18 protein-coding genes are annotated in these 18,826 nt (G+C 40.3%); 7 read left to right on the top strand and 11 right to left on the bottom strand.

Annotated features, from left to right (window positions below):
- Window positions 1-52: 52 nt before the first annotated feature.
- Both H4J59_RS06955 and H4J59_RS06950 read right to left on the bottom strand, forming a co-directional pair.
- Complete coding sequence (locus H4J59_RS06955; RefSeq protein WP_182237982.1) at window positions 53-1,888, bottom strand: tetratricopeptide repeat protein; 1,836 nt, start codon at window positions 1,886-1,888, stop codon at window positions 53-55.
- A gap of 420 nt (window positions 1,889-2,308) precedes the next feature.
- Window positions 2,309-4,090, bottom strand: coding sequence for a DUF885 family protein (locus H4J59_RS06950; RefSeq protein WP_259369421.1), 1,782 nt, complete (start codon window positions 4,088-4,090; stop codon window positions 2,309-2,311).
- Window positions 4,091-4,569: 479 nt separating this feature from the next.
- Here H4J59_RS06950 and H4J59_RS06945 point away from each other — a divergent pair, with 479 nt between their 5' ends.
- A complete protein-coding gene (locus H4J59_RS06945) occupies window positions 4,570-5,583 on the top strand; it encodes a GGDEF domain-containing protein (protein ID WP_182237980.1) in 1,014 nt (337 codons plus the stop codon).
- On the opposite strand, the gene H4J59_RS06940 is transcribed toward H4J59_RS06945, so the two are convergent.
- Complete coding sequence (locus tag H4J59_RS06940) at window positions 5,580-6,047, bottom strand: DUF523 domain-containing protein (protein WP_182237978.1); 468 nt, start codon at window positions 6,045-6,047, stop codon at window positions 5,580-5,582. The genes H4J59_RS06945 and H4J59_RS06940 overlap by 4 nt on opposite strands.
- A gap of 67 nt (window positions 6,048-6,114) precedes the next feature.
- Entirely contained in the window at window positions 6,115-6,429 is a 315-nt protein-coding gene (locus H4J59_RS06935; RefSeq protein WP_182237976.1) for a DUF3630 family protein, read from the bottom strand.
- 210 nt (window positions 6,430-6,639) lie between these two features.
- On the opposite strand from H4J59_RS06935, the gene H4J59_RS06930 reads away from it, so the two are divergent.
- Window positions 6,640-6,939: a cytochrome c gene (locus tag H4J59_RS06930; RefSeq protein WP_182237974.1), complete on the top strand. Its 300-nt coding sequence runs from the start codon at window positions 6,640-6,642 to the stop codon at window positions 6,937-6,939.
- 82 nt (window positions 6,940-7,021) lie between these two features.
- Here H4J59_RS06930 and recQ read toward each other — a convergent pair whose 3' ends face one another.
- Window positions 7,022-8,824 carry a DNA helicase RecQ gene (recQ, locus tag H4J59_RS06925; RefSeq protein WP_404852008.1) on the bottom strand — a complete coding sequence of 601 codons (1,803 nt, stop codon included), beginning with the start codon at window positions 8,822-8,824 and terminating at the stop codon, window positions 7,022-7,024.
- A 124-nt stretch (window positions 8,825-8,948) separates the two neighbouring features.
- Here recQ and H4J59_RS06920 point away from each other — a divergent pair, with 124 nt between their 5' ends.
- Window positions 8,949-9,404: a thioesterase family protein gene (locus H4J59_RS06920; protein WP_182237970.1), complete on the top strand. Its 456-nt coding sequence runs from the start codon at window positions 8,949-8,951 to the stop codon at window positions 9,402-9,404.
- A 91-nt stretch (window positions 9,405-9,495) separates the two neighbouring features.
- A complete protein-coding gene (gene rarD / locus H4J59_RS06915) occupies window positions 9,496-10,419 on the top strand; it encodes an EamA family transporter RarD (protein WP_182237968.1) in 924 nt (307 codons plus the stop codon).
- Between the two features lie 135 nt (window positions 10,420-10,554).
- On the opposite strand, the gene uvrD is transcribed toward rarD, so the two are convergent.
- The 6 genes from uvrD to H4J59_RS06885 form a co-directional block, all read right to left on the bottom strand.
- Window positions 10,555-12,729 (bottom strand): DNA helicase II, encoded by a 2,175-nt coding sequence (uvrD, locus tag H4J59_RS06910; protein WP_182237966.1) that lies wholly within the window; start codon window positions 12,727-12,729, stop codon window positions 10,555-10,557.
- A gap of 183 nt (window positions 12,730-12,912) precedes the next feature.
- A complete protein-coding gene (locus tag H4J59_RS06905; protein ID WP_182237964.1) occupies window positions 12,913-13,638 on the bottom strand; it encodes an HAD-IA family hydrolase in 726 nt (241 codons plus the stop codon).
- A gap of 11 nt (window positions 13,639-13,649) precedes the next feature.
- Window positions 13,650-14,360 carry a DUF484 family protein gene (locus tag H4J59_RS06900; protein ID WP_259369420.1) on the bottom strand — a complete coding sequence of 237 codons (711 nt, stop codon included), beginning with the start codon at window positions 14,358-14,360 and terminating at the stop codon, window positions 13,650-13,652.
- On the bottom strand, window positions 14,357-15,187 hold the full coding sequence (gene dapF / locus H4J59_RS06895) for a diaminopimelate epimerase (protein WP_182237962.1): 831 nt from the start codon (window positions 15,185-15,187) through the stop codon (window positions 14,357-14,359). Before dapF ends, H4J59_RS06900 begins: the two co-directional genes overlap by 4 nt.
- 17 nt (window positions 15,188-15,204) lie before the next feature.
- Window positions 15,205-16,455 carry a diaminopimelate decarboxylase gene (lysA, locus tag H4J59_RS06890; RefSeq protein WP_182237959.1) on the bottom strand — a complete coding sequence of 417 codons (1,251 nt, stop codon included), beginning with the start codon at window positions 16,453-16,455 and terminating at the stop codon, window positions 15,205-15,207.
- A gap of 11 nt (window positions 16,456-16,466) precedes the next feature.
- Complete coding sequence (locus tag H4J59_RS06885) at window positions 16,467-16,664, bottom strand: LPS translocon maturation chaperone LptM (protein ID WP_182237957.1); 198 nt, start codon at window positions 16,662-16,664, stop codon at window positions 16,467-16,469.
- 83 nt (window positions 16,665-16,747) lie between these two features.
- On the opposite strand from H4J59_RS06885, the gene cyaY reads away from it, so the two are divergent.
- Genes cyaY through H4J59_RS06870 form a run of 3 tightly spaced genes read left to right on the top strand, consistent with a single transcriptional unit; the run spans window position 16,748 to window position 18,767 of the window.
- The gene (gene cyaY, locus H4J59_RS06880; protein WP_182237956.1) at window positions 16,748-17,068 is read left to right on the top strand and encodes an iron donor protein CyaY; all 321 of its coding nucleotides are present in this window, start codon (window positions 16,748-16,750) and stop codon (window positions 17,066-17,068) included.
- A gap of 21 nt (window positions 17,069-17,089) precedes the next feature.
- Window positions 17,090-18,022, top strand: a complete 933-nt coding sequence (hemC, locus tag H4J59_RS06875; RefSeq protein ID WP_182237954.1) for a hydroxymethylbilane synthase — start codon at window positions 17,090-17,092, stop codon at window positions 18,020-18,022.
- Window positions 18,009-18,767 carry a uroporphyrinogen-III synthase gene (locus tag H4J59_RS06870; protein ID WP_182237952.1) on the top strand — a complete coding sequence of 253 codons (759 nt, stop codon included), beginning with the start codon at window positions 18,009-18,011 and terminating at the stop codon, window positions 18,765-18,767. The genes hemC and H4J59_RS06870 overlap by 14 nt, the downstream gene beginning before the upstream one ends.
- The last annotated feature ends 59 nt before the right edge of the window (window positions 18,768-18,826 follow it).

Here is an 18,826-nt window from a genome sequence, read left to right as displayed (position 1 = left end):
ATAGCATTTATTACATTAACGTCCATCGCTAGCACATATTATTCCTACTCTGCTATTTTTCAATAGCAGAACACTCACTCAAGCGAGAAAGAAAAACATAGGGATCAATATCCTGAATACTGGGTGCTGCAATCGAAAAAATAACGTTAACGGAATAATTGCCTAAGTTAGCAAAAAACCGGGTTTTTATTGCCTGCTTTATACGGGTAAATTTAATAAGTACTTGCTCTGGCGTTTGATGTGGACACAAAAACAAGTATTCCCCATCACTAATAACACCCGCATAGTCTTCTGCATCAAGGTTTTCGTTAATAATGGTGGCCAGTACCTGGCTAACATCAGCTAACACTTTACGGTTAAAGCGAAAATTGAGCTCTTGCCAGTTTTCAACCTTTAAATAGGCGACTGAAATATTATATTGATACTTTCTTGCCACTTTATATTGTTGTTGATACCAACGTTTAGTTTGCACCGCTTGTGTTAAATGGTTTTGGGGTAACTCTATTTCATCGTAGTGATGATTAAGTCGCTTACGACGCGCTTGAAAAAAGCAATAGATGATAAAAAGTGAGCTACAACTTAGCATGCTGGCAAGCAATATAATCCACAGTTGTTGGCGATGATACTTCTCACTAAACGCCAAACTCAGTTGGCTTTGTTCCGCTAAATTCAAGACTAATTTTTTGGCTTTATTAGTGGCTGATGTAGCGAGAGCCGCTAATGAATTTTTTACACTGATATTGGGATATAATGCTTGATACAGGGTGAGATAATGCTTTTGTACTTCGATTGCCTGCTCAAATAGCTTTTGTTCGCTGTAGTAGTCTGTGAGCAATAAAAATAAATCTATCTGCTGTGGCGAAAGGACGACATTTTCAGCTAAAGACTGAGCAGAGAGCAGCATAGTATCGGCTTCTGCAGGCTTATCTAAAGCATACAGCACTCTTACTAAAGCAATTTTCGCCGATAATTTAAATCGTACTAAGTTATGCTGATTAAAAACCGCGTGGGCATTAAGTAAGCGCACTTTTGCCAACGCAAACTGCTGCTGTTGATACAGCACTTGCCCTAAACCAAGTTCTGCATAGGCCGCGCGAATAGGTAACTTATACTGCTTGGCAAATTGTAGCGACTGCCAAAAAGCATTATAAGCGTCATCATATTGCTGTAATTGGTAATAGGCATTCGCCACTAAATGATAGCTATGGGCAATACCTGCTGTTCTTGACATAGTTGTACGTAATTGTAATACCTGATTAAGCAACTCTACCGCGTTGTCATATTCTGATAAATAAAAATGCGCTTCAGCAATAATCTCTAAGAGAGTTATCTGGTCAACACTTTGCTGGTTTTGGCTCAGTATACTTTCAACTTTAGTTAACGCTTTTACTGCCAAAGCGTAGTCATCATTTAAGGCATAAGCCACAACGGAATAAGCCAGTGCCTGCAAATGATAATTCATATTATTAGCTTGATCAGCCAACCATGCCGCTGTTTGAGAGGTTTCTCTTAACTGAATATATTTACCTTGAGCATAATAACCACGGGCAATTTTTAATAATAAGTCTAATTGTAAATCGACATCATCCTGCTCTGTTTCGCTACCATACTGGGCAAATTGCAATGCCACAGACAAGTTACCGCGATTAAAGGCAACATCTGACAACAAGGAAAATGCCTTGGCCACCCTATTATTACTGTATTGATTAGGGTTGTTTACCACGGCTTGTGCAACATCAACAACATCTTGAGTCATCAGTAACTCTTTATCTTGAAGATAATAAGCATCAAGCAATTGACGATAGTTTTTATCGCTGCTTATTGAGTTCGCTTGAGCCGTAAGCAAAATGCAAACATTTATTAAAATACCCAACAGCATTCGATTCATTGAACCTTGACTTCCTATTCTGGGTGAGAGACTTTTTATCTTTTAAGGTTAAAACTTATACCATGTCATAGTTCAAATGCAACACTAGCTTTGTGGTGATTTTGTGCTCGGCTTATTGCTTTATTCGCTTGGCCAATAACTTAATGAAATGGGTATAATATTGGCGGATTTAAAACCCTCGTAGCTTGTCTGAATATCAAATAAAACACCTTAGCTGTAATCGCACTTGACGTTATAAAGCTCAAAATAAGAACAATAAAACTCAAATAAGCACAAAGCCAGTAAAAATCCGAGACGAAAAAGGACGAATAAAAGGGCCGAAACGGCCCAATGTAGATACAAGCATAGCTTGTCTTAAACTATCACTTCGTCATCATAAGCTCTAGAAACTGTGTCTGCTATGTTATCCTTTTTTGTGGATTAATTTACGCTTGATAGCTCTTCCTGTTTAGCCTTTTTGTTCGCAACATATTCCATCATCACATTTTCTAACATGGATAATGGCATCGAACCATTTTTCAAAACTTGATCATGAAACTCTCTCAAATCAAAGTCTTGACCTAAAGCTTGCTCAGCCATTTTACGAAGCTTTTTAATGGTTAATTCGCCCATTTTATAAGACAAGGCTTGGCCCGGCCAAGAAATATAGCGGTCAATTTCAGTTTTAACGTTGTGCAGCGATAATGCCGTGTTATTCGCTAAATAGTTCATCGCTCGCTCGCGGCTCCAACCCTTAGCATGCATGCCCGTATCAACCACCAGTCGACAAGCACGCCACATTTCATAAGTTAATCGGCCAAAGTTACTATAAGGACTTTTATAAAAGCCCACTTCTAGGCCCAAATACTCAGAATAAAGTCCCCAACCTTCGCCAAACGCTGAGATATAAGTATTTTTTCTAAATTTAGGCACGTTTTGCATTTCTCGGGCAATGGAGCCTTGTAGATGATGACCTGGCACCGCTTCATGCAAGGTTAACGCCTCTAAAACATATAAGGGTCGACGGTCTAAGCGATAAGTGTTGACCCAATAGTTACCGGCCTGATCATCTCGTGATGGTCCCGAGTATCGTCCCGTGGTGTATTTAGGGGCAATGTTAGCGGGCACTTCAATAACGCCGTAAGGTGTGCGCGGTAAGGTTTTAAATAATTTAGGTAATTGAGCATCCATTTTTTTCGCTATAAATGAGGCTTCTTTTAACAAGCCTTCTGGGCTTGTGGCATAAAATTGTTTATCGGTACGCAAAAAATGGACAAAATCAGCAAAGCTGCCGGTAAAGTTTAATTGTTGAATAATATTGTCCATCTCGCCTCTGATCCGCTTCACCTCGGCTAAACCTGTGTTGTGCACCTCATCCACTGAAAGCGGCAAAGTAGTGTAATGCTGTAACCGATTTAGATAATAATTTTCGCCATTAGGTAAAGAGCTAGCGGCAATATTGCTTCTTGCATTGGGTTGGTAACGTTGCACCATATAATCATAGTATTTTTGATAGCTTGGTATAACACTAGCTAAAATAATGTCGGCGGCTTGTGCTTGCAGTTCCAATTTAAGTGCTGGAGGGAAATAGGCAGGCAGCGTTAAAAATGGCTGATAATAGTTGCTTAATGTCGCATCTGTTTTTATAAAAGCTTGAATCGATTCTTCAAAACCCTGTAAGACTATTTTAGGTTGGGTGATACCCGCTTCAATGCCTTTATCCATCCAGTACATTTGCTGAGAAAAATATTTTTCTAAAGCACCTAGTCGAGTGAGGTAGTCACGATAATCTTGTTCAGTTTTAAAACTTACTTGGCTTTTTATACGGCTGATCCAAACATGAAAGCCTGACTCCGCCGTTAGCGGCATGTAATGTTCTTTGTTGGTATAACTATCCAACTGATTTTTAATGGTATAGGACAATACAGCATGATTAATGATCTCATCTTGCTGAAGACCTTGAACGGCAACTTGGGCTAAACCTTGATCAATAGCAAGTAACGCTTGATGCTGCTGCTTAAGGGTGTCGGGTGATAAATCAGGTAATTGGCGGTTAGTTTCGCCAGCAATATCTTGATTAAATGGGCTTTGCAGATCATGAAAGCGCTGATAATCTTTAATGATCTGTGCAAGATTATGGTTCACTAAGCTGACTTGAAGCTTTGGCGACTGACACGCCATAACAAAAAAAACGACAAAGAGGGTGATTGAAAATACTTTCATGACAAGATCTCAAAAATTAATTTACACAGGAAACTGAATAACTAAGTACCATAACAAAAGATAAGTATTTATAAAGAAAAGTTTTCTCTGACACGATAATTTTCTTGTTGTGCCGATATACAAAATTTCACTGCTAGTGACAACATCTTAAAATAGCCGTTTGTGCCCGTTGACAATGGCTGAGTTGCACAGATTATTGTTGCTGATTAAACACATCTGTGCAGGCAATACTGGATTAAAAACAACACGATAGACAGCTAAGAACAAACAATGACCATGCTAGCGCTTTATTACCAAGAGAGTTAGCCAATAAAGAAGCCTTTAATAGCTTACCTACTGCGAGTTAAGTGAACAATAAACCAGTATAATTAGCTTTATTGTTGTTTTTAATACTTTTTATTGTGGTAATTCCACTAAAATTATTACAGAATAGCTTTCCAGCTATTATTAGCGAATGCAATAGATCAGAGGTTGGAATAATGAAGTACCATGATTCTATAGTAACAGCCGAAAAAAAAATGCACGCCGCCATCAAGCAATTGCAGTTATGGCATATAGCAGCGACGCCAATTAATTACGCGGTGAGTTACGGCTACCTCAATAAGCATTCAAAAGCACTTAATGCCGCCATTGAAAAACAATTAGCTGCAGTTAAAAAACTTGATAACTTCTTTTTAGAACAGATATACAGCCAATATATTTTAGTGCAAAGTACCTTTCGAGGTGAGTTAATTGACGATATTGATGAAGTACTAATCGATTTACAAGCCAATAGTCAACAGTCTTCCTCTTGCACAAAACGATTAGTGACTGAATTAGATGATAATATGGCGCGTTTAAACTCGACGGATAAAGACGAAATATCTATTGCGATTAAAAAAATCCGCCACACAACTCAAGAGTTCAAACTTGAACAAGAAAAAATTGTTGAGCAATTACTGGTATCAAAAAAGTCAACTGAGGCATTGCGCTCAGAATTAGAAGATGTAAAAAAAGAAATTTATTTAGACCCTTTAACTAAATTATATAATCGTAAAGCTATGTCAAAGCATCTAGAGCTTTGGTGCTCTGCTGATCCTGATCAGCAGGTTGCGGCGATAGTCATTAATATCGATCAATTTTCTCAAATGAATGAAAGTTTGGGGCCACTGATCAGTGACGTGTTACTGACAAAAATAGCGAATAAAATTAGCAGTTACGTCAATGAAAGTGGCTTACCGATAAGATCGGCTGGCGATGAGTTTTTGATCCTACTACCGGATGTTGAACGCAGCATGGCTGGCGAAATTGCTGAAAAAATTCGACAAAGTATAGAAAAACTAAGATTTACCAGCAGTAAATCAGGTACTCGTTTACCACAAATGACCCTCAGTATGGGGGTCAGTGATTATAATGTCGCCACAAGTGCTAATAACATCATCAACCAGACCCGCGCACTGATTAACCATCAGGCTAATCGCCGAACTAATTTCGTTAGTATCGCAAATAGTTAACTCAGTGTTAGCTCGCTAATGAGTTCGGCGAGGTTTTTCTCTGAAAATACCTTGATGCCGTTTGCTCTTAAGATAGTAGTGGTAATACCTTGCCCCGGTATTTTCTGTTGATTGAACTGGCCATTGTAAATACTAGAACTGCCACATGACGGGCTAGATTCTTTTAATAGTGCATAACGAATATTATGTTTTTGGCAGAGCAATAGCGCTTGATTAGCGCCTTGTTCAAAAGCACGGGTGACATCATGCCCTATAATAGTTTTCACGATTATTTTTTCGCCAATAATTCGAATTTCTGCTGGTGCTCTTGGTGTGGTTAATCCGCCAGCTAACTCCGGACAAATAACGACCAGTCGCTGTTCTTCTTTCCAACGTATCAGCGTGGTATGAGTTAATAAATTATCACCACCATCATATCTGACTTTATTGCCTAACAAGCAGCTACTGATGAGGATTTTTTCCATGAATTTTTAACCCTATATTTTTAAATTAATATCATGCTGTGATTAAATAATATCAACTGAAAGTCTACTAAGATCCTGATGACAACAGCAGCTTAATTTCCTGCAGCCCAGTACGGTCTTGCGCTGTAATACACTCGAGCCAACACGCATGACTGTACTCTTCAAAGTTTAGTAAAAACTCATAGTCACTATACTTTATTCTTAAACAATACAGGTCAGCACCTTGTAAAACCTCTAACACTTTTGCTGCTACATTGAGTAAAACATGATCAATAACGGCTGTCTTATCATCCATTGTCCATTCAAGATTAAAACTAAGCTGTAATGTGTTCGGATTTATTTCCTCAACCTTGATGATTTCTATATTATTTTTTATCTGCATACCATTTTCTTCTTAGTTTAAGTTTAGTTTTAGTTTAGTTCAGTTAAGTTAACCGTAATCAGTTGCTTAAAACTTGTCTTAGCGCCTTAAAATATTAGATAAACTTTCATCCTGGTACGATCGTAAAAAAAGCCACGACAACAGTATACTTTTTACATATAATCAACCGAGGATCCTTTAAAAATTATTGACCAAAGAGAGATAATATTTATGAAAAAATTTACTTTAGCTATCGCTGCTACTGTTATGATGGCTTCACCTGCATTCGCTGGTGACGCAGCTGTCGGCAAAGCAAAAGCTGCCATGTGTTCAGCTTGTCATGGTGCTGCGGGTGTTTCCGCTATTCCAATGTATCCGAACCTTGCCGGCCAGAAAGAAGCTTACCTAGCTCAGCAATTAAAAAACTTTAGATCAGGCCAACGTAAAAATGCAGTAATGGGCCCAATGGCTATGGCATTATCTGACGACGATATTGCTAATATTGCAGCATACTACTCAAGTCTTAAATAACCTTAATTTTTTAGGTTAAAAAAGCGCTATTAGGCGCTTTTTTTGTTTCTGCCCTTTATCGCTGCTTGTTCTCGCTTGGGTTTTAGTTTTGGTGCTGTTTAATCAAAGAGAGAAACGGTTCACCATAGCGTGCAAGCTTAGTGTCACCAATACCACTGACATTAAGCATTTGTCTTGACGTTAAAGGTTTTACTCTTGCCAATTCAGCTAATGTGGCATCGTTAAAGACAATAAACGGCGCTATGTCTTCAAGACTCGCTATTTCTTTACGCAATGATCTTAGCTTAGCAAATAGGGCCCTATCGTAGGCTTTATCGCGTTTATTGCCTTGCCAATAGCTCGCTTTTTGTAAACGAGGCGTGGCCAACATCAGTGGCTGTTGTCCTTTTAAAACCCCACCGGAGGCTTGTGTTAGACATAAGTTCGACTGAGCAGCGATATCTTGTTGTAAATAGCCTAAATGAATTAATTGCCGTACGATTGAAAACCAATAGCTAGGCGTCTTGTCGCTGCCAATACCAAAAGTTGATACTTTGTCATGACCCAAGGCGATAATTTTATTATTAAGTTCAGCCCGTAACACTGCAACAACATGCTCAACATCACCCTTTCCTTCAATTCTATAAACACAAGAAAGCACCATTTGCGCCGCTTTTGTCGCGTCAAATTGACTTGGTGGATCCAAGCAAATATCACAGTTGCCGCAACTTTTTTCAGTAAACTCGGCAAAATAGTTTAATACCAGTCTACGCCGACAGGTTTGCGCATCAATAAAGCCTCGCATGGCTTGAAAACGCTGTAATTCAACGTTAACGCGTTGTTCATTTTCACCTTCTGCAATGCGCTTGCTAATACGTTCAACGTCTTTTTCATCATAAAGAAAAAGCGCCTCTGCGGGTAAGCCATCACGCCCAGCACGGCCTATTTCTTGATAGTATGACTCTAAAGTTCTTGGAGGCTCAAAGTGAATAACAAAACGGACGTTGGATTTATTAATGCCAAGTCCAAAAGCCACGGTTGCTACGACTATCTGAATATCATCTTTAGCAAATTTATCTTGAATAATATTACGAATGTCAGACTCTAATCCGGCATGATAAGCCGCACAATTAATACCCGTTTGTGCTAAATTTTTCGCTAGTTTTTCAACTTGCCAACGGCTATTGCAATAAATGATGCCACATTCGTCTTTACGCTTGTTGATATAACCCATAACTTGTTGCTCACCTTGATATTTATCTGCCAAGGTAAAACGAATATTAGGTCGGTCAAAACTATCAAGGTGAATGTAGGGATCATGCAAAGCCAATTGTTGTAAAATATCTCGGCGTGTTGTCACATCTGCTGTTGCGGTTAGCGCCATTACAGGCACATGCGGAAAATTTTGCTTTAGCAGATGCAATTGTGTGTACGCGGGGCGAAAATCATGTCCCCATTGCGATATACAATGCGCTTCATCAATCGCAAATAAACTGATGTTGAGTTGCGATAAACCTTGAATAAAATAATAATTTTTTAGCCGTTCAGGGGCAACATAAAGTAGCTTTATTTCACCTTGACCTAAACGTCGAAATATAGCGTTAATGGTCTCAGTGTCGAGTGAAGAGTTTACATAAGCCGCTGATATTCCTTGACTAACTAAGCCATCAACTTGATCTTTCATTAATGCAATTAAGGGTGAAACAACAATAGTGACACCTGGCATTAAGGTTGCTGGCAGCTGATAGCACATTGATTTTCCGCCACCGGTGGGCATCAATACTAAGCTGTCACGGCCCTGGAGTGCATAATTAATAATGTCTTCTTGGCCGGCACGAAAGCTCTGATAACCAAAATGATGTTTAAGAGCTTCAGTTAATGTTGTAGGGGAAGTGGCTTGCAACAGACAGTCTTCATTGGGTGAAATCGACCGACATTTTAACGTAGTAACACCTTTGTGCGGAGATTTATTTTCAATATCAGCATAATTATTGTTATTCTTTTATCTCATCTGGCTAAAAGGAAAGTTTATGACACATGAAGAGACGTTTATGGAGCTTGCTCAATATTGGAACCAAACCATGCCATTTAACAAGTTACTGGGCTTAGAAATCACCCAATTTAATAGCCAAGAGTCGGTTGTTAGTATTGTCTGGGACGACAAGCTAATTGGTAATCCGGAACAAAAAATACTGCATGGCGGCGTTACGGCTTCAGCGCTTGATCTGGCCGGTGGCGTTGTTGCTGCCGCCAATATCCTCACTCAGTTAGCTGAATTATCACCCGAAATAATTGCACAAAGCTTAAGTCGTTTGAGCACTATTGATTTACGAACTGACTTTTTAAGACCCGGACGTGGAGAAAAATTTATTGCGACAGCAAAAATTATTCGTAGTGGCAGTAAGGTGGCAGTCGCCCGCATGGAGATGCATAACGAGAAAGGTGACCATATTGCCTTTGGAACGGGCACTTATATGGTAGGGTAAAAATAGCCATCACGAGTATTAACATGGGTTGTTTAGCCCAACAATGGTATTATGATCATTATCTCACCAACCTCAACCCATAATTGATTCCATGCCAATATCTGAAAAAACTGCCTTACGTGGCGGTATTATTAGTGCCGTTAGTGCCTATACTATGTGGGGTGTCGCGCCACTATATTTTAAACTAATAGACCATATTAATGCGGATGAAATTTTAGTACATCGCGTGGTTTGGTCGACCGTTTTATTAATCTTAGTCGTGCTGCTGACTAAAAGATCGCGTAATTTTATTGCCACCATTACTCAGCCCAAAATAGTCATGCGATTAACTATTTCAGCGACACTGCTTGCGGTGAATTGGTTTATGTTTATTTGGGCGGTTAATAATGGCCATTTACTTGATGCCAGCCTAGGCTATTACATTAATCCACTTTTCAGTGTGGCGTTAGGGGTTATATTTCTAGGTGAACGCTTGCGACCTTGGCAGTTATTTGCCGTTGGACTCGCCTTTATAGGTGTGATGATTCAACTCTTTATGGTTGGGTCACTACCGATGATTTCATTAGCACTGGCTGCCACTTTTGGTACTTATGGCTTATTACGCAAAACCATGCCGTTAGACTCATTTGTCGGCTTACTGATCGAGTCACTGATGATGCTACCGATAGCCTTAATTTATTGGTTAGTGTTTTTAAAAACAAGTACAACCAATATGTTAGACAACGAGATGTCATTAAATATGCTCTTGGTTTGTACCGGCATTGTTACTACCGCGCCCTTGTTATGCTTTTCTGCTGCCACAAAACGTATGACCTTAACGGCGTTAGGCTTTTTTCAATACATTGGCCCAAGCATCATGTTTATTTTGGCCACGTTTTATTACCAAGAGCCATTATATTTTGCTAAATTAATTACTTTCGCCTGCATCTGGACCGCATTAGCGATATTTAGTTTTGATTCAGTAAAAGCTAGAAGACGGGCGATAAAACAGCCACAACATAACGACAAGAAATAGTGCAGAAAGTAATAGATTAGAAAGTGTTATCTGCCAGCTGTGTTTTAAGCAGGGTTAATCGCCGCGCTAGCGTTAGGCCGTTGCAACAGATGTTAAATCCGTTGCAACGGTTAGCCAGTGTACTGTCTTGGGAATTTACAGTGTTTCTAAGTTCGCATAAGCAACAACAAGCCACTTGCAACCCACGTCAGCAAAGTTAACTTGGATACGACTTTGCGGACCACTACCTTCGTAGTTTAATACCACGCCATCACCAAACTTTTTATGACGAACATTTTGGCCGAGTTTAAAGCCGGAATTGCCAAATGTTTCTAAGGTCAGGGCTGATGAAAATTTCCCTGTTGTGACGGGTTTCTTCACTTGATTTTGTAGACGAATCGCCTCAGTACAATCGTCAGGTAGTTCTCTCAAAAAGCGACTCGGCTTGTGATTTTTTTCCTGACCATACAATCGACGGCTTTCTGCATGGCATAAATATAACTTTTTCATCGCCCGGGTCATACCGACATAGCACAAACGTCGCTCTTCTTCTAAGCGACCATGGTCTTCAACCGACTGCTGCGAAGGAAACATGCCTTCTTCTAAACCAGCAATAAAAACCAATGGAAACTCTAAGCCTTTAGCCGAGTGCATGGTCATTAACTGGACCGCAGGTTCATGATCATCGGCTTGTGACTGACCAGATTCTAGCGCTGCATGGGTTAAAAAGGCGGTAAGGGGGCTTTGTTCTTCTTCAAGCTCTGGGTCAACCTCAAAAGTTTGACAAGCGTTAACTAGCTCATTTAAGTTTTCAATACGAGCTTCGGCACGCTCACCTTTTTCGGCTTGATACATCGCCTTTAAGCCTGAGTGTTGAATAACATAGTTGGCTTGCTGGTCAAGATTTAACTTGCTTGAGTCGTCTTCTAGCTGCTCAATAACATTGATAAACTGTTGAATAACCTTGGCACTTCGGCCTTTGAGTTCTTTATTTTGCACCATATGTTGGCAGGCTTGCCACAAGGTACATTCTAAGTTTCTCGCGCCATCACGCACTAAACTTAAGGTTTGATTACCAATGCCACGGGTTGGGGTATTAATGACCCGTTCAAAGGCTGCATCGTCATCACGATTATTTAATAATCGTAAGTAAGCCAGCGCATCTTTAATTTCTTGACGTTCAAAAAATCGTAAACCACCATATATGCGGTAAGGTAATTGCGCTTGAATTAAGGCTTCTTCCATTAAACGTGACTGGGCATTACTGCGATATAAAATTGCAACATCATCAAGTGAACCATCATCTTTTTGCCAATCAGCAATGCGTCCGGCAATAAAACGTGCTTCATCTATCTCATTGAATGCAGTATAAATAGATATTTTTTCACCGGCATCATCTTCGGTCCATAAATCTTTGCCTAGACGGTTATTATTGTTGTCAATCAGCTGATTAGCGGCTTTGAGAATATTGGCAGATGAGCGATAATTTTGCTCAAGTTTAATCGTTTTTGCGCCATCAAAGTCTTGCAAAAAACGTTGGATATTTTCAATCTTTGCGCCACGCCAGCCATAAATAGATTGGTCGTCGTCACCGACAATCATGACCTTGCCACTTTTTTGGCCTAACAAGGTTAACCAAGCATATTGAATCGCGTTAGTGTCTTGAAACTCATCAACTAAGACATGAGCAAAGCGCTGTTGATAATGCTGTAATAACTCTGGATTGTTTAACCAAAGCTCGTGGGCACGAAGTAATAATTCGGCAAAGTCGACTAAACCTGCACGGTCACAAGTATCTTGATAAACCCGATAAACTTTAACAAAAAGTTCTTCAGTTACATCATGTTGGGCATCAATATGTTGCGGGCGTAAGCCTTCATCTTTTTTACCATTGATATACCAAAGAAATTGTTTGGGAGGCCAGCGTTTTTCATCAAGTTCTAACGAGCGCACAATGCGTTTAATCATGCGTAGCTGATCGTCTGAGTCAAGCACTTGAAAACTTTGTGGCAATTTCGCTTCTTGAAAATGCATACGCAATAAACGATGCGCTAAGCCATGAAAAGTACCAACCCACATGCCTTGTACATTACCATCAACGGTTTGTTCAACACGGGCTCGCATTTCAGCCGCCGCTTTATTGGTAAAAGTAACCGCTAAAATACTATGAGGAGATGCGTGTTCAACCTTCATTAACCAAGCAATACGTTGCACTAAAACCCGGGTTTTACCGCTACCAGCACCGGCAAGTACCAGCATATTTTGTAGTGGTGCAGCAACAACATCTCGTTGTTTATCGTTCAACGATTCAAGTAATTCAGAAACATCCATAGCGAGGTAAAATCAAAAAGCGAAAATATAACCCTATCATAGCAAGTTCAGCACTATTTTGATAACGCTATCCTTATGCCAAGCTAACTAATAAAGTGATCAACTTGGCATTAATTTGTCTTCAGGCTAACTTTTTACTGTATTGCTTAAAATTTATTAGTTAAAAGTAATAAATACAATAATTTATGTCAATATTTTGGCGAGCTGCTCAATGTGGTCAAGCGCAAGAGTTGGGAGAACTTTTAGTGGTTTACCGACTTTATATGGGTTTAACCAGGCGGTTTGACAGCCCGCATTAATAGCACCAAAAACATCATTTTTACCACAATCGCCGACATGTAGTAGTTGTTCAGGGCGAATTTGCAAAGCCGTACAGGTTTTATCAAACATATCGCGGTCAGGTTTTAATTTATTGTCAATCGAGGCATGAAAGTGTTCAGTAAAGTACTTGGCGATACCTATTTTTTGAGTATCAACATTACCGTTAGAAATCGCCACTAGCGGCATCTTGCGCTGAAGAAAGCTCAGAAAATCATGGGTCTGTTGCGGTAAAGTAAAGTTACTACGTTGTTCCACAAAATAAGCTAAAGCGGTAGCGGCAAAAATATTGGCCTCTATACTGGTTAAGCCAAGTGACAGAGCACCTAGGTAATAAGTTTTTTCTCGCAATAAACCCACGTCATGCTGTAGTTCTGGTGATTGTACGATAACTTGCTGGCGAAAAGGCCACCAAAAGCTAAAATCAAAACGATATAAGTGGCTATCAATGCCATAGTCACTCAAGCTTTTGTTTAAATAAGCGACCATCTTTTTATCGGTCGCCACCATAATCGGGTGATTGCTATACAGGGTATCGTCTAAATCAAAGCTAATCGCATGAAAGGGGTGTAATCGGCGATAAAATCTCACAATGTTTCTACCTAATAGAGATGTTGATGTAAAAGTTTTGCCACCAATTTTTTAAATTGGTTTAGCAGTAAGGTATCCATGCGTGGATCAAAATGCTCAGCATCTCTGCTACTAATGGCTAAAAAACCTATATCTTCTTGGTTGTGCGTAAGTCGTACTAAAACCACTGATCCAGTGCTTGCTTGAGCAAAAATTAATGCTTGTTCACTTTGTTGTAAGCGGCCAAAATAGTATTCATCTTTACTTAATCGGCTGGCCATTATTTCTGCGCAATCATCAGTAATTAAAGCACTATGATTGACCGCGACCGGCTTTATTAACCATACTTTAAAGGCGTCAAACGATAACAACTCAGTGGTCGCCTGATGCAAACAATCAAGTAATTCTGCTGCGGTTGTGCAATCGAGTAAACGTAAATAAAGATCGCTGTATAAGGCAAATAATTGTTCATTTTGGCTTGCGATCACCATGAGTTGGGTGATTTCTTCTTCCAAATTATGAATTTTTTCGCGTTGTTGTAACAATTGACGTTCAACTAAAGAAATAGCACCACGTTGATGATCTGGTAACCTTAAGCCGGTAACAAACTCGGCTTGACGATTAAAAAACTCAGGATGCTGTTGCAGATAGCTGACAATTAATTCATCGTTTAGCTGTATTTCATCAGCTGATTTTAGGGTCTGTTCACTTGCTTGCATCACTTTATTTTTATCTTTATTCATAGATTTATTTGCCCATCGAAGACATGCACAGCGGGACCTGTCATTTTGACCGAATTACCTGGGCCTTTCCAAAAAATCTTCAATTGCCCCCCAGGTAAATCAACCAAGACTTGTCGATTAAGTTTCTTTTGCATCTGGCCAACAACAACAGCAGCACATGCGCCACTACCACAAGCGAGTGTTTCAGCAGCACCACGTTCATAAACCCGCAGTTTAATATATTCAGCTGACACCACTTCCATAAAGCTAATATTCGCTTGTTGAGGAAAACGTTCATGCAATGACAAAGCTTTGCCCAATTGGTCTACGGGTGCTTCTTTGACATTATCTACCGTTAAAACGCAGTGCGGGTTGCCCATGGACACAACACCACAAAGCACGGTTTCGTCATCACTACGCAGAATATAAGTGCCTTCTGCTTTTTGCGCGGTAAAGGGAATTTTTGCTGGTTCAAATTGTGGTACCGGCATATTGACCGACACATTGCCGTCACGCTCAATAAACAAGGTCATTTTTCCTGCTTGCGTTGACACTTTTATCTTATGTTTATTCGTTAAACCTTTTAAACGGACAAATTTAGCAAAACAACGTGCGCCATTGCCACATTGCCCAACTTCACTGCCATCGGCATTAAAAATTCGATAATGAAAATCTAAATCTGGATCATAAGGAGGCTCAACAATGAGCACTTGATCAAAACCAATACCAAAATTTCGATCGGCCAACTGTTTAATTTGCTCATTCGATAAAAAAACATTTTGGGTGACATTATCGATGACGATAAAATCGTTACCTAAACCGTGCATTTTAGAAAAATTGATTAACATTTACATCCAATCTCACACTATAAAGGTAATAAGCTTTCACCTAGCCACAATTGGCTTAAGGTTTCGCGTTTTCTGACTAAATAACTTGCGCTGCCGTCCACCATCACTTCAGCAGCACGTGGCCGACTATTGTAATTTGAACTCATGGTAAAACCATAGGCACCGGCACTGCGTATGGCGAGTAAGTCGCCTGTACTTATAGCCAGCGCTCGATCCTTACCCAGAAAATCACCAGTTTCACATATTGGACCAACCACATCGTATTGCGCACTGGTTACATCATCACGTTGCTCAACCGGAATAATCGCCTGCCATGCCTGATATAATGCCGGTCTGATCAGATCATTCATTGCCGCATCAACAATAGCAAAATTACGCTCTTCACTGACTTTGATATATTCTACTTCAGTCACTAAAATACCGGCATTGGCCATGATGGCTCGGCCCGGTTCATAAATAAGGGTGAGATCACGACCTGTTAACTTTTGTGCAATCGCTTGGGCATATTCTTTAGGGTGAGGCGGCTGCTCGTCGTCGTAACAAACACCTAAACCACCACCGACATCGATATGCGATAATGTAATACCTTGTTCGGCTAAGGTGTCAACTAAGTTTAATACCCGATCGAGTGCGTCTAAAAATGGGGCAATTTCGGTCAGCTGTGAACCAATATGGCAATCAACCCCTTGAATATTAATATGAGACAAGGTGGCGGCGTATTGATACAAGTTAGGCGCTTGCTCAATACTAATACCAAACTTATTCTCTTTTAAACCCGTTGAAATATAAGGGTGTGTGCCAGCATCAACATCAGGATTAACCCGTAATGAAATGGGCGCCATTTTGTTTAACCCTAGCGCGACAGCTTGGATACGGTCTAACTCTGCCGCGGATTCAACATTAAAACAGTAAATACCTAAATTTAGCGCGTAAGTTATTTCTTCTGAGGTTTTACCAACACCTGAAAATACGACCTTTTTTACATCGCCACCGGCTTCAATCACCCGCATCAACTCGCCTTTTGAGACGATATCAAAGCCTGACCCTAACCGCGCCATGACATTTAAAACCGCAATATTACTATTGGCTTTAACGGCATAACAAACCAGATGTGGGCGCTCTCCAGCCGCTTGGTCAAAAGCATGCCAATGGCGCTCAATAGTCGCTCGAGAATAGATATAAAGTGGTGTTCCGTATTGCTTTGCTAACTCAGCAACCGAACAGTGCTCAGCGTATAATGAATGTTGTTTACGATTAAAAAAGTCCAATGCCGTTATTCCTATGGTTCTAAATTGCTTTTATCACTGCTTTTATCAGTTTCTGGGCTGGTTTTTGGTAAGTTCTCTTGCTGTTGCTCGGGAGTTTGATATAAAGGGCCTTTAATGCCGCAGCCTGTTATGGTGGCTAAACTAAGCAAACAGAAGAAAGTAATTGCAATTTCTTTACGCATAATTGATTTATTCGATTTTTTTCCCATGATAGACGTTTTATAATGCCATGACCAACAAATACCAAGCAAAGATTAAACAATCTTAAGGCGCAGGTAAAAAGGAACAGTTAATGAATGATAGTCAGTACAACTTAGCCGCAGAAAACATCTTATTAGCGATAGAAGAAGCCATCGAAAATTGTGGTTGCGATATCGATTATGAAGGTGTTGGCGGCATGTTAACCCTCACCTTTAAAAATGCCAGTAAAATCATCATCAACAAGCAGGCACCCTTGCATGAAATTTGGGTCGCAACGAAATTTAATGGCCACCATTTTCACTTTGAAAATGATCAGTGGTTTGATAAGCGTGGCGGCGGAGAACTATGGCAGTTTATGTCTAACGCGGTCAGCAAACAAGCAGAAGAAACTATTGTCATTGCTGAGCAATAAATATTGAATAAGGTAACTGAAATGACCCAACAAACCGTACGTATTGCAACGCGTAAAAGCGCGCTGGCGTTATGGCAAGCAGAATATGTTAAGGCAAAACTTGAGTATTTTCATCCGGGTATCCAGGTTGAATTAGTGCCCATGACCACCAAAGGTGACATTATTCTTGATACGCCACTCGCCAAGGTTGGCGGAAAAGGCTTATTTGTTAAAGAACTTGAAGTGGCTATATTAGAAGATCGTGCTGATATTGCCGTGCATTCAATGAAAGATGTACCGGTTGAGTTTCCAGAAGGCTTAGGGCTAGAGATTATTTGTCCGCGCGAAGACCCGCGTGACGCTTTTGTTTCTAACACTATTGATAGCTTGGCCGACTTACCTCAAGGTGCGATTGTCGGTACATCAAGTTTACGTCGTCAATGTCAAATTAAAGCCCTACGACCCGACTTAACTATTCGCGACCTACGTGGTAACGTCAATACTCGGCTTAAAAAGCTCGACAATGGTGAATATGACGCCATTATTTTAGCTGCAGCTGGGCTGATTCGTTTGGAAATGCCAGAACGTATTAGAGAATATATTGCGCCAGAGGTAATGCTACCGGCGAATGGCCAAGGTGCAGTGGGTATTGAATGTCGCATTGACGATGTCAGCATTAAAGCATTGTTAGCGCCACTAGGCTGTGAAGAAACTCGTCTTCGCGTATTGGCAGAACGTGCGATGAATCGCGCGCTTGAAGGCGGTTGTCAGGTACCTATTGGCAGCTATGCTGTGCTTAATAATCAAGAGATATATTTACGCGGTTTAGTTGGTTCGGTTGATGGCAGTGAAATATTAACCAGTGAAATTCGTGGCCACATTAACCAAGCCGCACAATTAGGTAATCAGCTAGCTGAGCAATTATTGGCTAAAGGTGCTGGCAAAATTCTTCGTCAGGTGTATGACCAAGCATAAGCTTAAAATATTAATCACGCGCCCTGAAAAAGCTGGGCGCGATCTACAAGATTGCCTGCAACAACAGGGTTATCAAAGCTATTGTCAGCCGTGCTTTGATTATCAAGACGGTGCCAGCCTTGAGCAATTACAAGCATTACAAAGTCAACTGATTCGGCCACTGGTCATATTTATTAGCGTCGCAGCAGTAGAGTTTGCTAATAAACTGATGCCAATATCCTCATGGTCGACAAAAGAGGTTATTGCGGTTGGGGCTGCCACAGAGCAAGCATTAAAAAGCTTAGGTATAAGCGCCTTAGTTCCTGCAAAGCATGATAGCGAGGGACTGTTGGTGTTGCAGCCATTACAAAACGTGCAAGGAAAAGACGTGCTCATTGTCCGTGGCGATGGTGGCCGAGAACTTATTGCAGAAGATTTGCGACAGCGTGGCGCCTCGGTACATTATTTTGAAAGTTATCGGCGTGTTTGGCGAAGTTGCTCGCCAGAAGTCATCAAAACATGGCATCAACAGCAGATAAATTGTATCTTAATCACTAGTAACGCTTTGCTAGAATTCATAGTAAACTTAATTGATAACTCAGACAATTACTGGCAAGAGCAATGTTTGTGGATTGTGGCAAGTAATAGAATTGCGCTCAAAGCCAAAGAAAGCGGTATTAGCCGAATAATAAATGCCAATGGTGCCAATACCACTGCTATTATTAATGCGCTAGCCTATGAGCAGAAATTAAGTCATATCAAGTAGTATAAACAGCATATTAGCCTAATATATTTAATGTGCGTAGCGCCAACATGTAAGATGGG

This window comes from Colwellia sp. MB02u-10, from assembly GCF_014077185.1.
In the GTDB taxonomy this organism is placed as follows: domain Bacteria; phylum Pseudomonadota; class Gammaproteobacteria; order Enterobacterales; family Alteromonadaceae; genus Cognaticolwellia.
Note: the sequence above shows the minus strand (reverse complement) of the source record. Positions and strands in the feature narration are given on the sequence as shown.

What these genes read in the sequence shown, in the direction of transcription:
- H4J59_RS06955 (WP_182237982.1), bottom strand. Translation starts at nt 1,888, where the DNA reads ATGAATCGAATGCTGTTGGGTATTTTAATAAATGTTTGCATTTTGCTT.
- H4J59_RS06950 (WP_259369421.1), bottom strand. Translation starts at nt 4,090, where the DNA reads ATGAAAGTATTTTCAATCACCCTCTTTGTCGTTTTTTTTGTTATGGCG.
- H4J59_RS06945 (WP_182237980.1), top strand. Translation starts at nt 4,570, where the DNA reads ATGAAGTACCATGATTCTATAGTAACAGCCGAAAAAAAAATGCACGCC.
- H4J59_RS06940 (WP_182237978.1), bottom strand. Translation starts at nt 6,047, where the DNA reads ATGGAAAAAATCCTCATCAGTAGCTGCTTGTTAGGCAATAAAGTCAGA.
- H4J59_RS06935 (WP_182237976.1), bottom strand. Translation starts at nt 6,429, where the DNA reads ATGCAGATAAAAAATAATATAGAAATCATCAAGGTTGAGGAAATAAAT.
- H4J59_RS06930 (WP_182237974.1), top strand. Translation starts at nt 6,640, where the DNA reads ATGAAAAAATTTACTTTAGCTATCGCTGCTACTGTTATGATGGCTTCA.
- H4J59_RS06920 (WP_182237970.1), top strand. Translation starts at nt 8,949, where the DNA reads ATGACACATGAAGAGACGTTTATGGAGCTTGCTCAATATTGGAACCAA.
- rarD (WP_182237968.1), top strand. Translation starts at nt 9,496, where the DNA reads ATGCCAATATCTGAAAAAACTGCCTTACGTGGCGGTATTATTAGTGCC.
- uvrD (WP_182237966.1), bottom strand. Translation starts at nt 12,729, where the DNA reads ATGGATGTTTCTGAATTACTTGAATCGTTGAACGATAAACAACGAGAT.
- H4J59_RS06900 (WP_259369420.1), bottom strand. Translation starts at nt 14,360, where the DNA reads ATGAATAAAGATAAAAATAAAGTGATGCAAGCAAGTGAACAGACCCTA.
- dapF (WP_182237962.1), bottom strand. Translation starts at nt 15,187, where the DNA reads ATGTTAATCAATTTTTCTAAAATGCACGGTTTAGGTAACGATTTTATC.
- H4J59_RS06885 (WP_182237957.1), bottom strand. Translation starts at nt 16,664, where the DNA reads ATGGGAAAAAAATCGAATAAATCAATTATGCGTAAAGAAATTGCAATT.
- cyaY (WP_182237956.1), top strand. Translation starts at nt 16,748, where the DNA reads ATGAATGATAGTCAGTACAACTTAGCCGCAGAAAACATCTTATTAGCG.
- hemC (WP_182237954.1), top strand. Translation starts at nt 17,090, where the DNA reads ATGACCCAACAAACCGTACGTATTGCAACGCGTAAAAGCGCGCTGGCG.
- H4J59_RS06870 (WP_182237952.1), top strand. Translation starts at nt 18,009, where the DNA reads ATGACCAAGCATAAGCTTAAAATATTAATCACGCGCCCTGAAAAAGCT.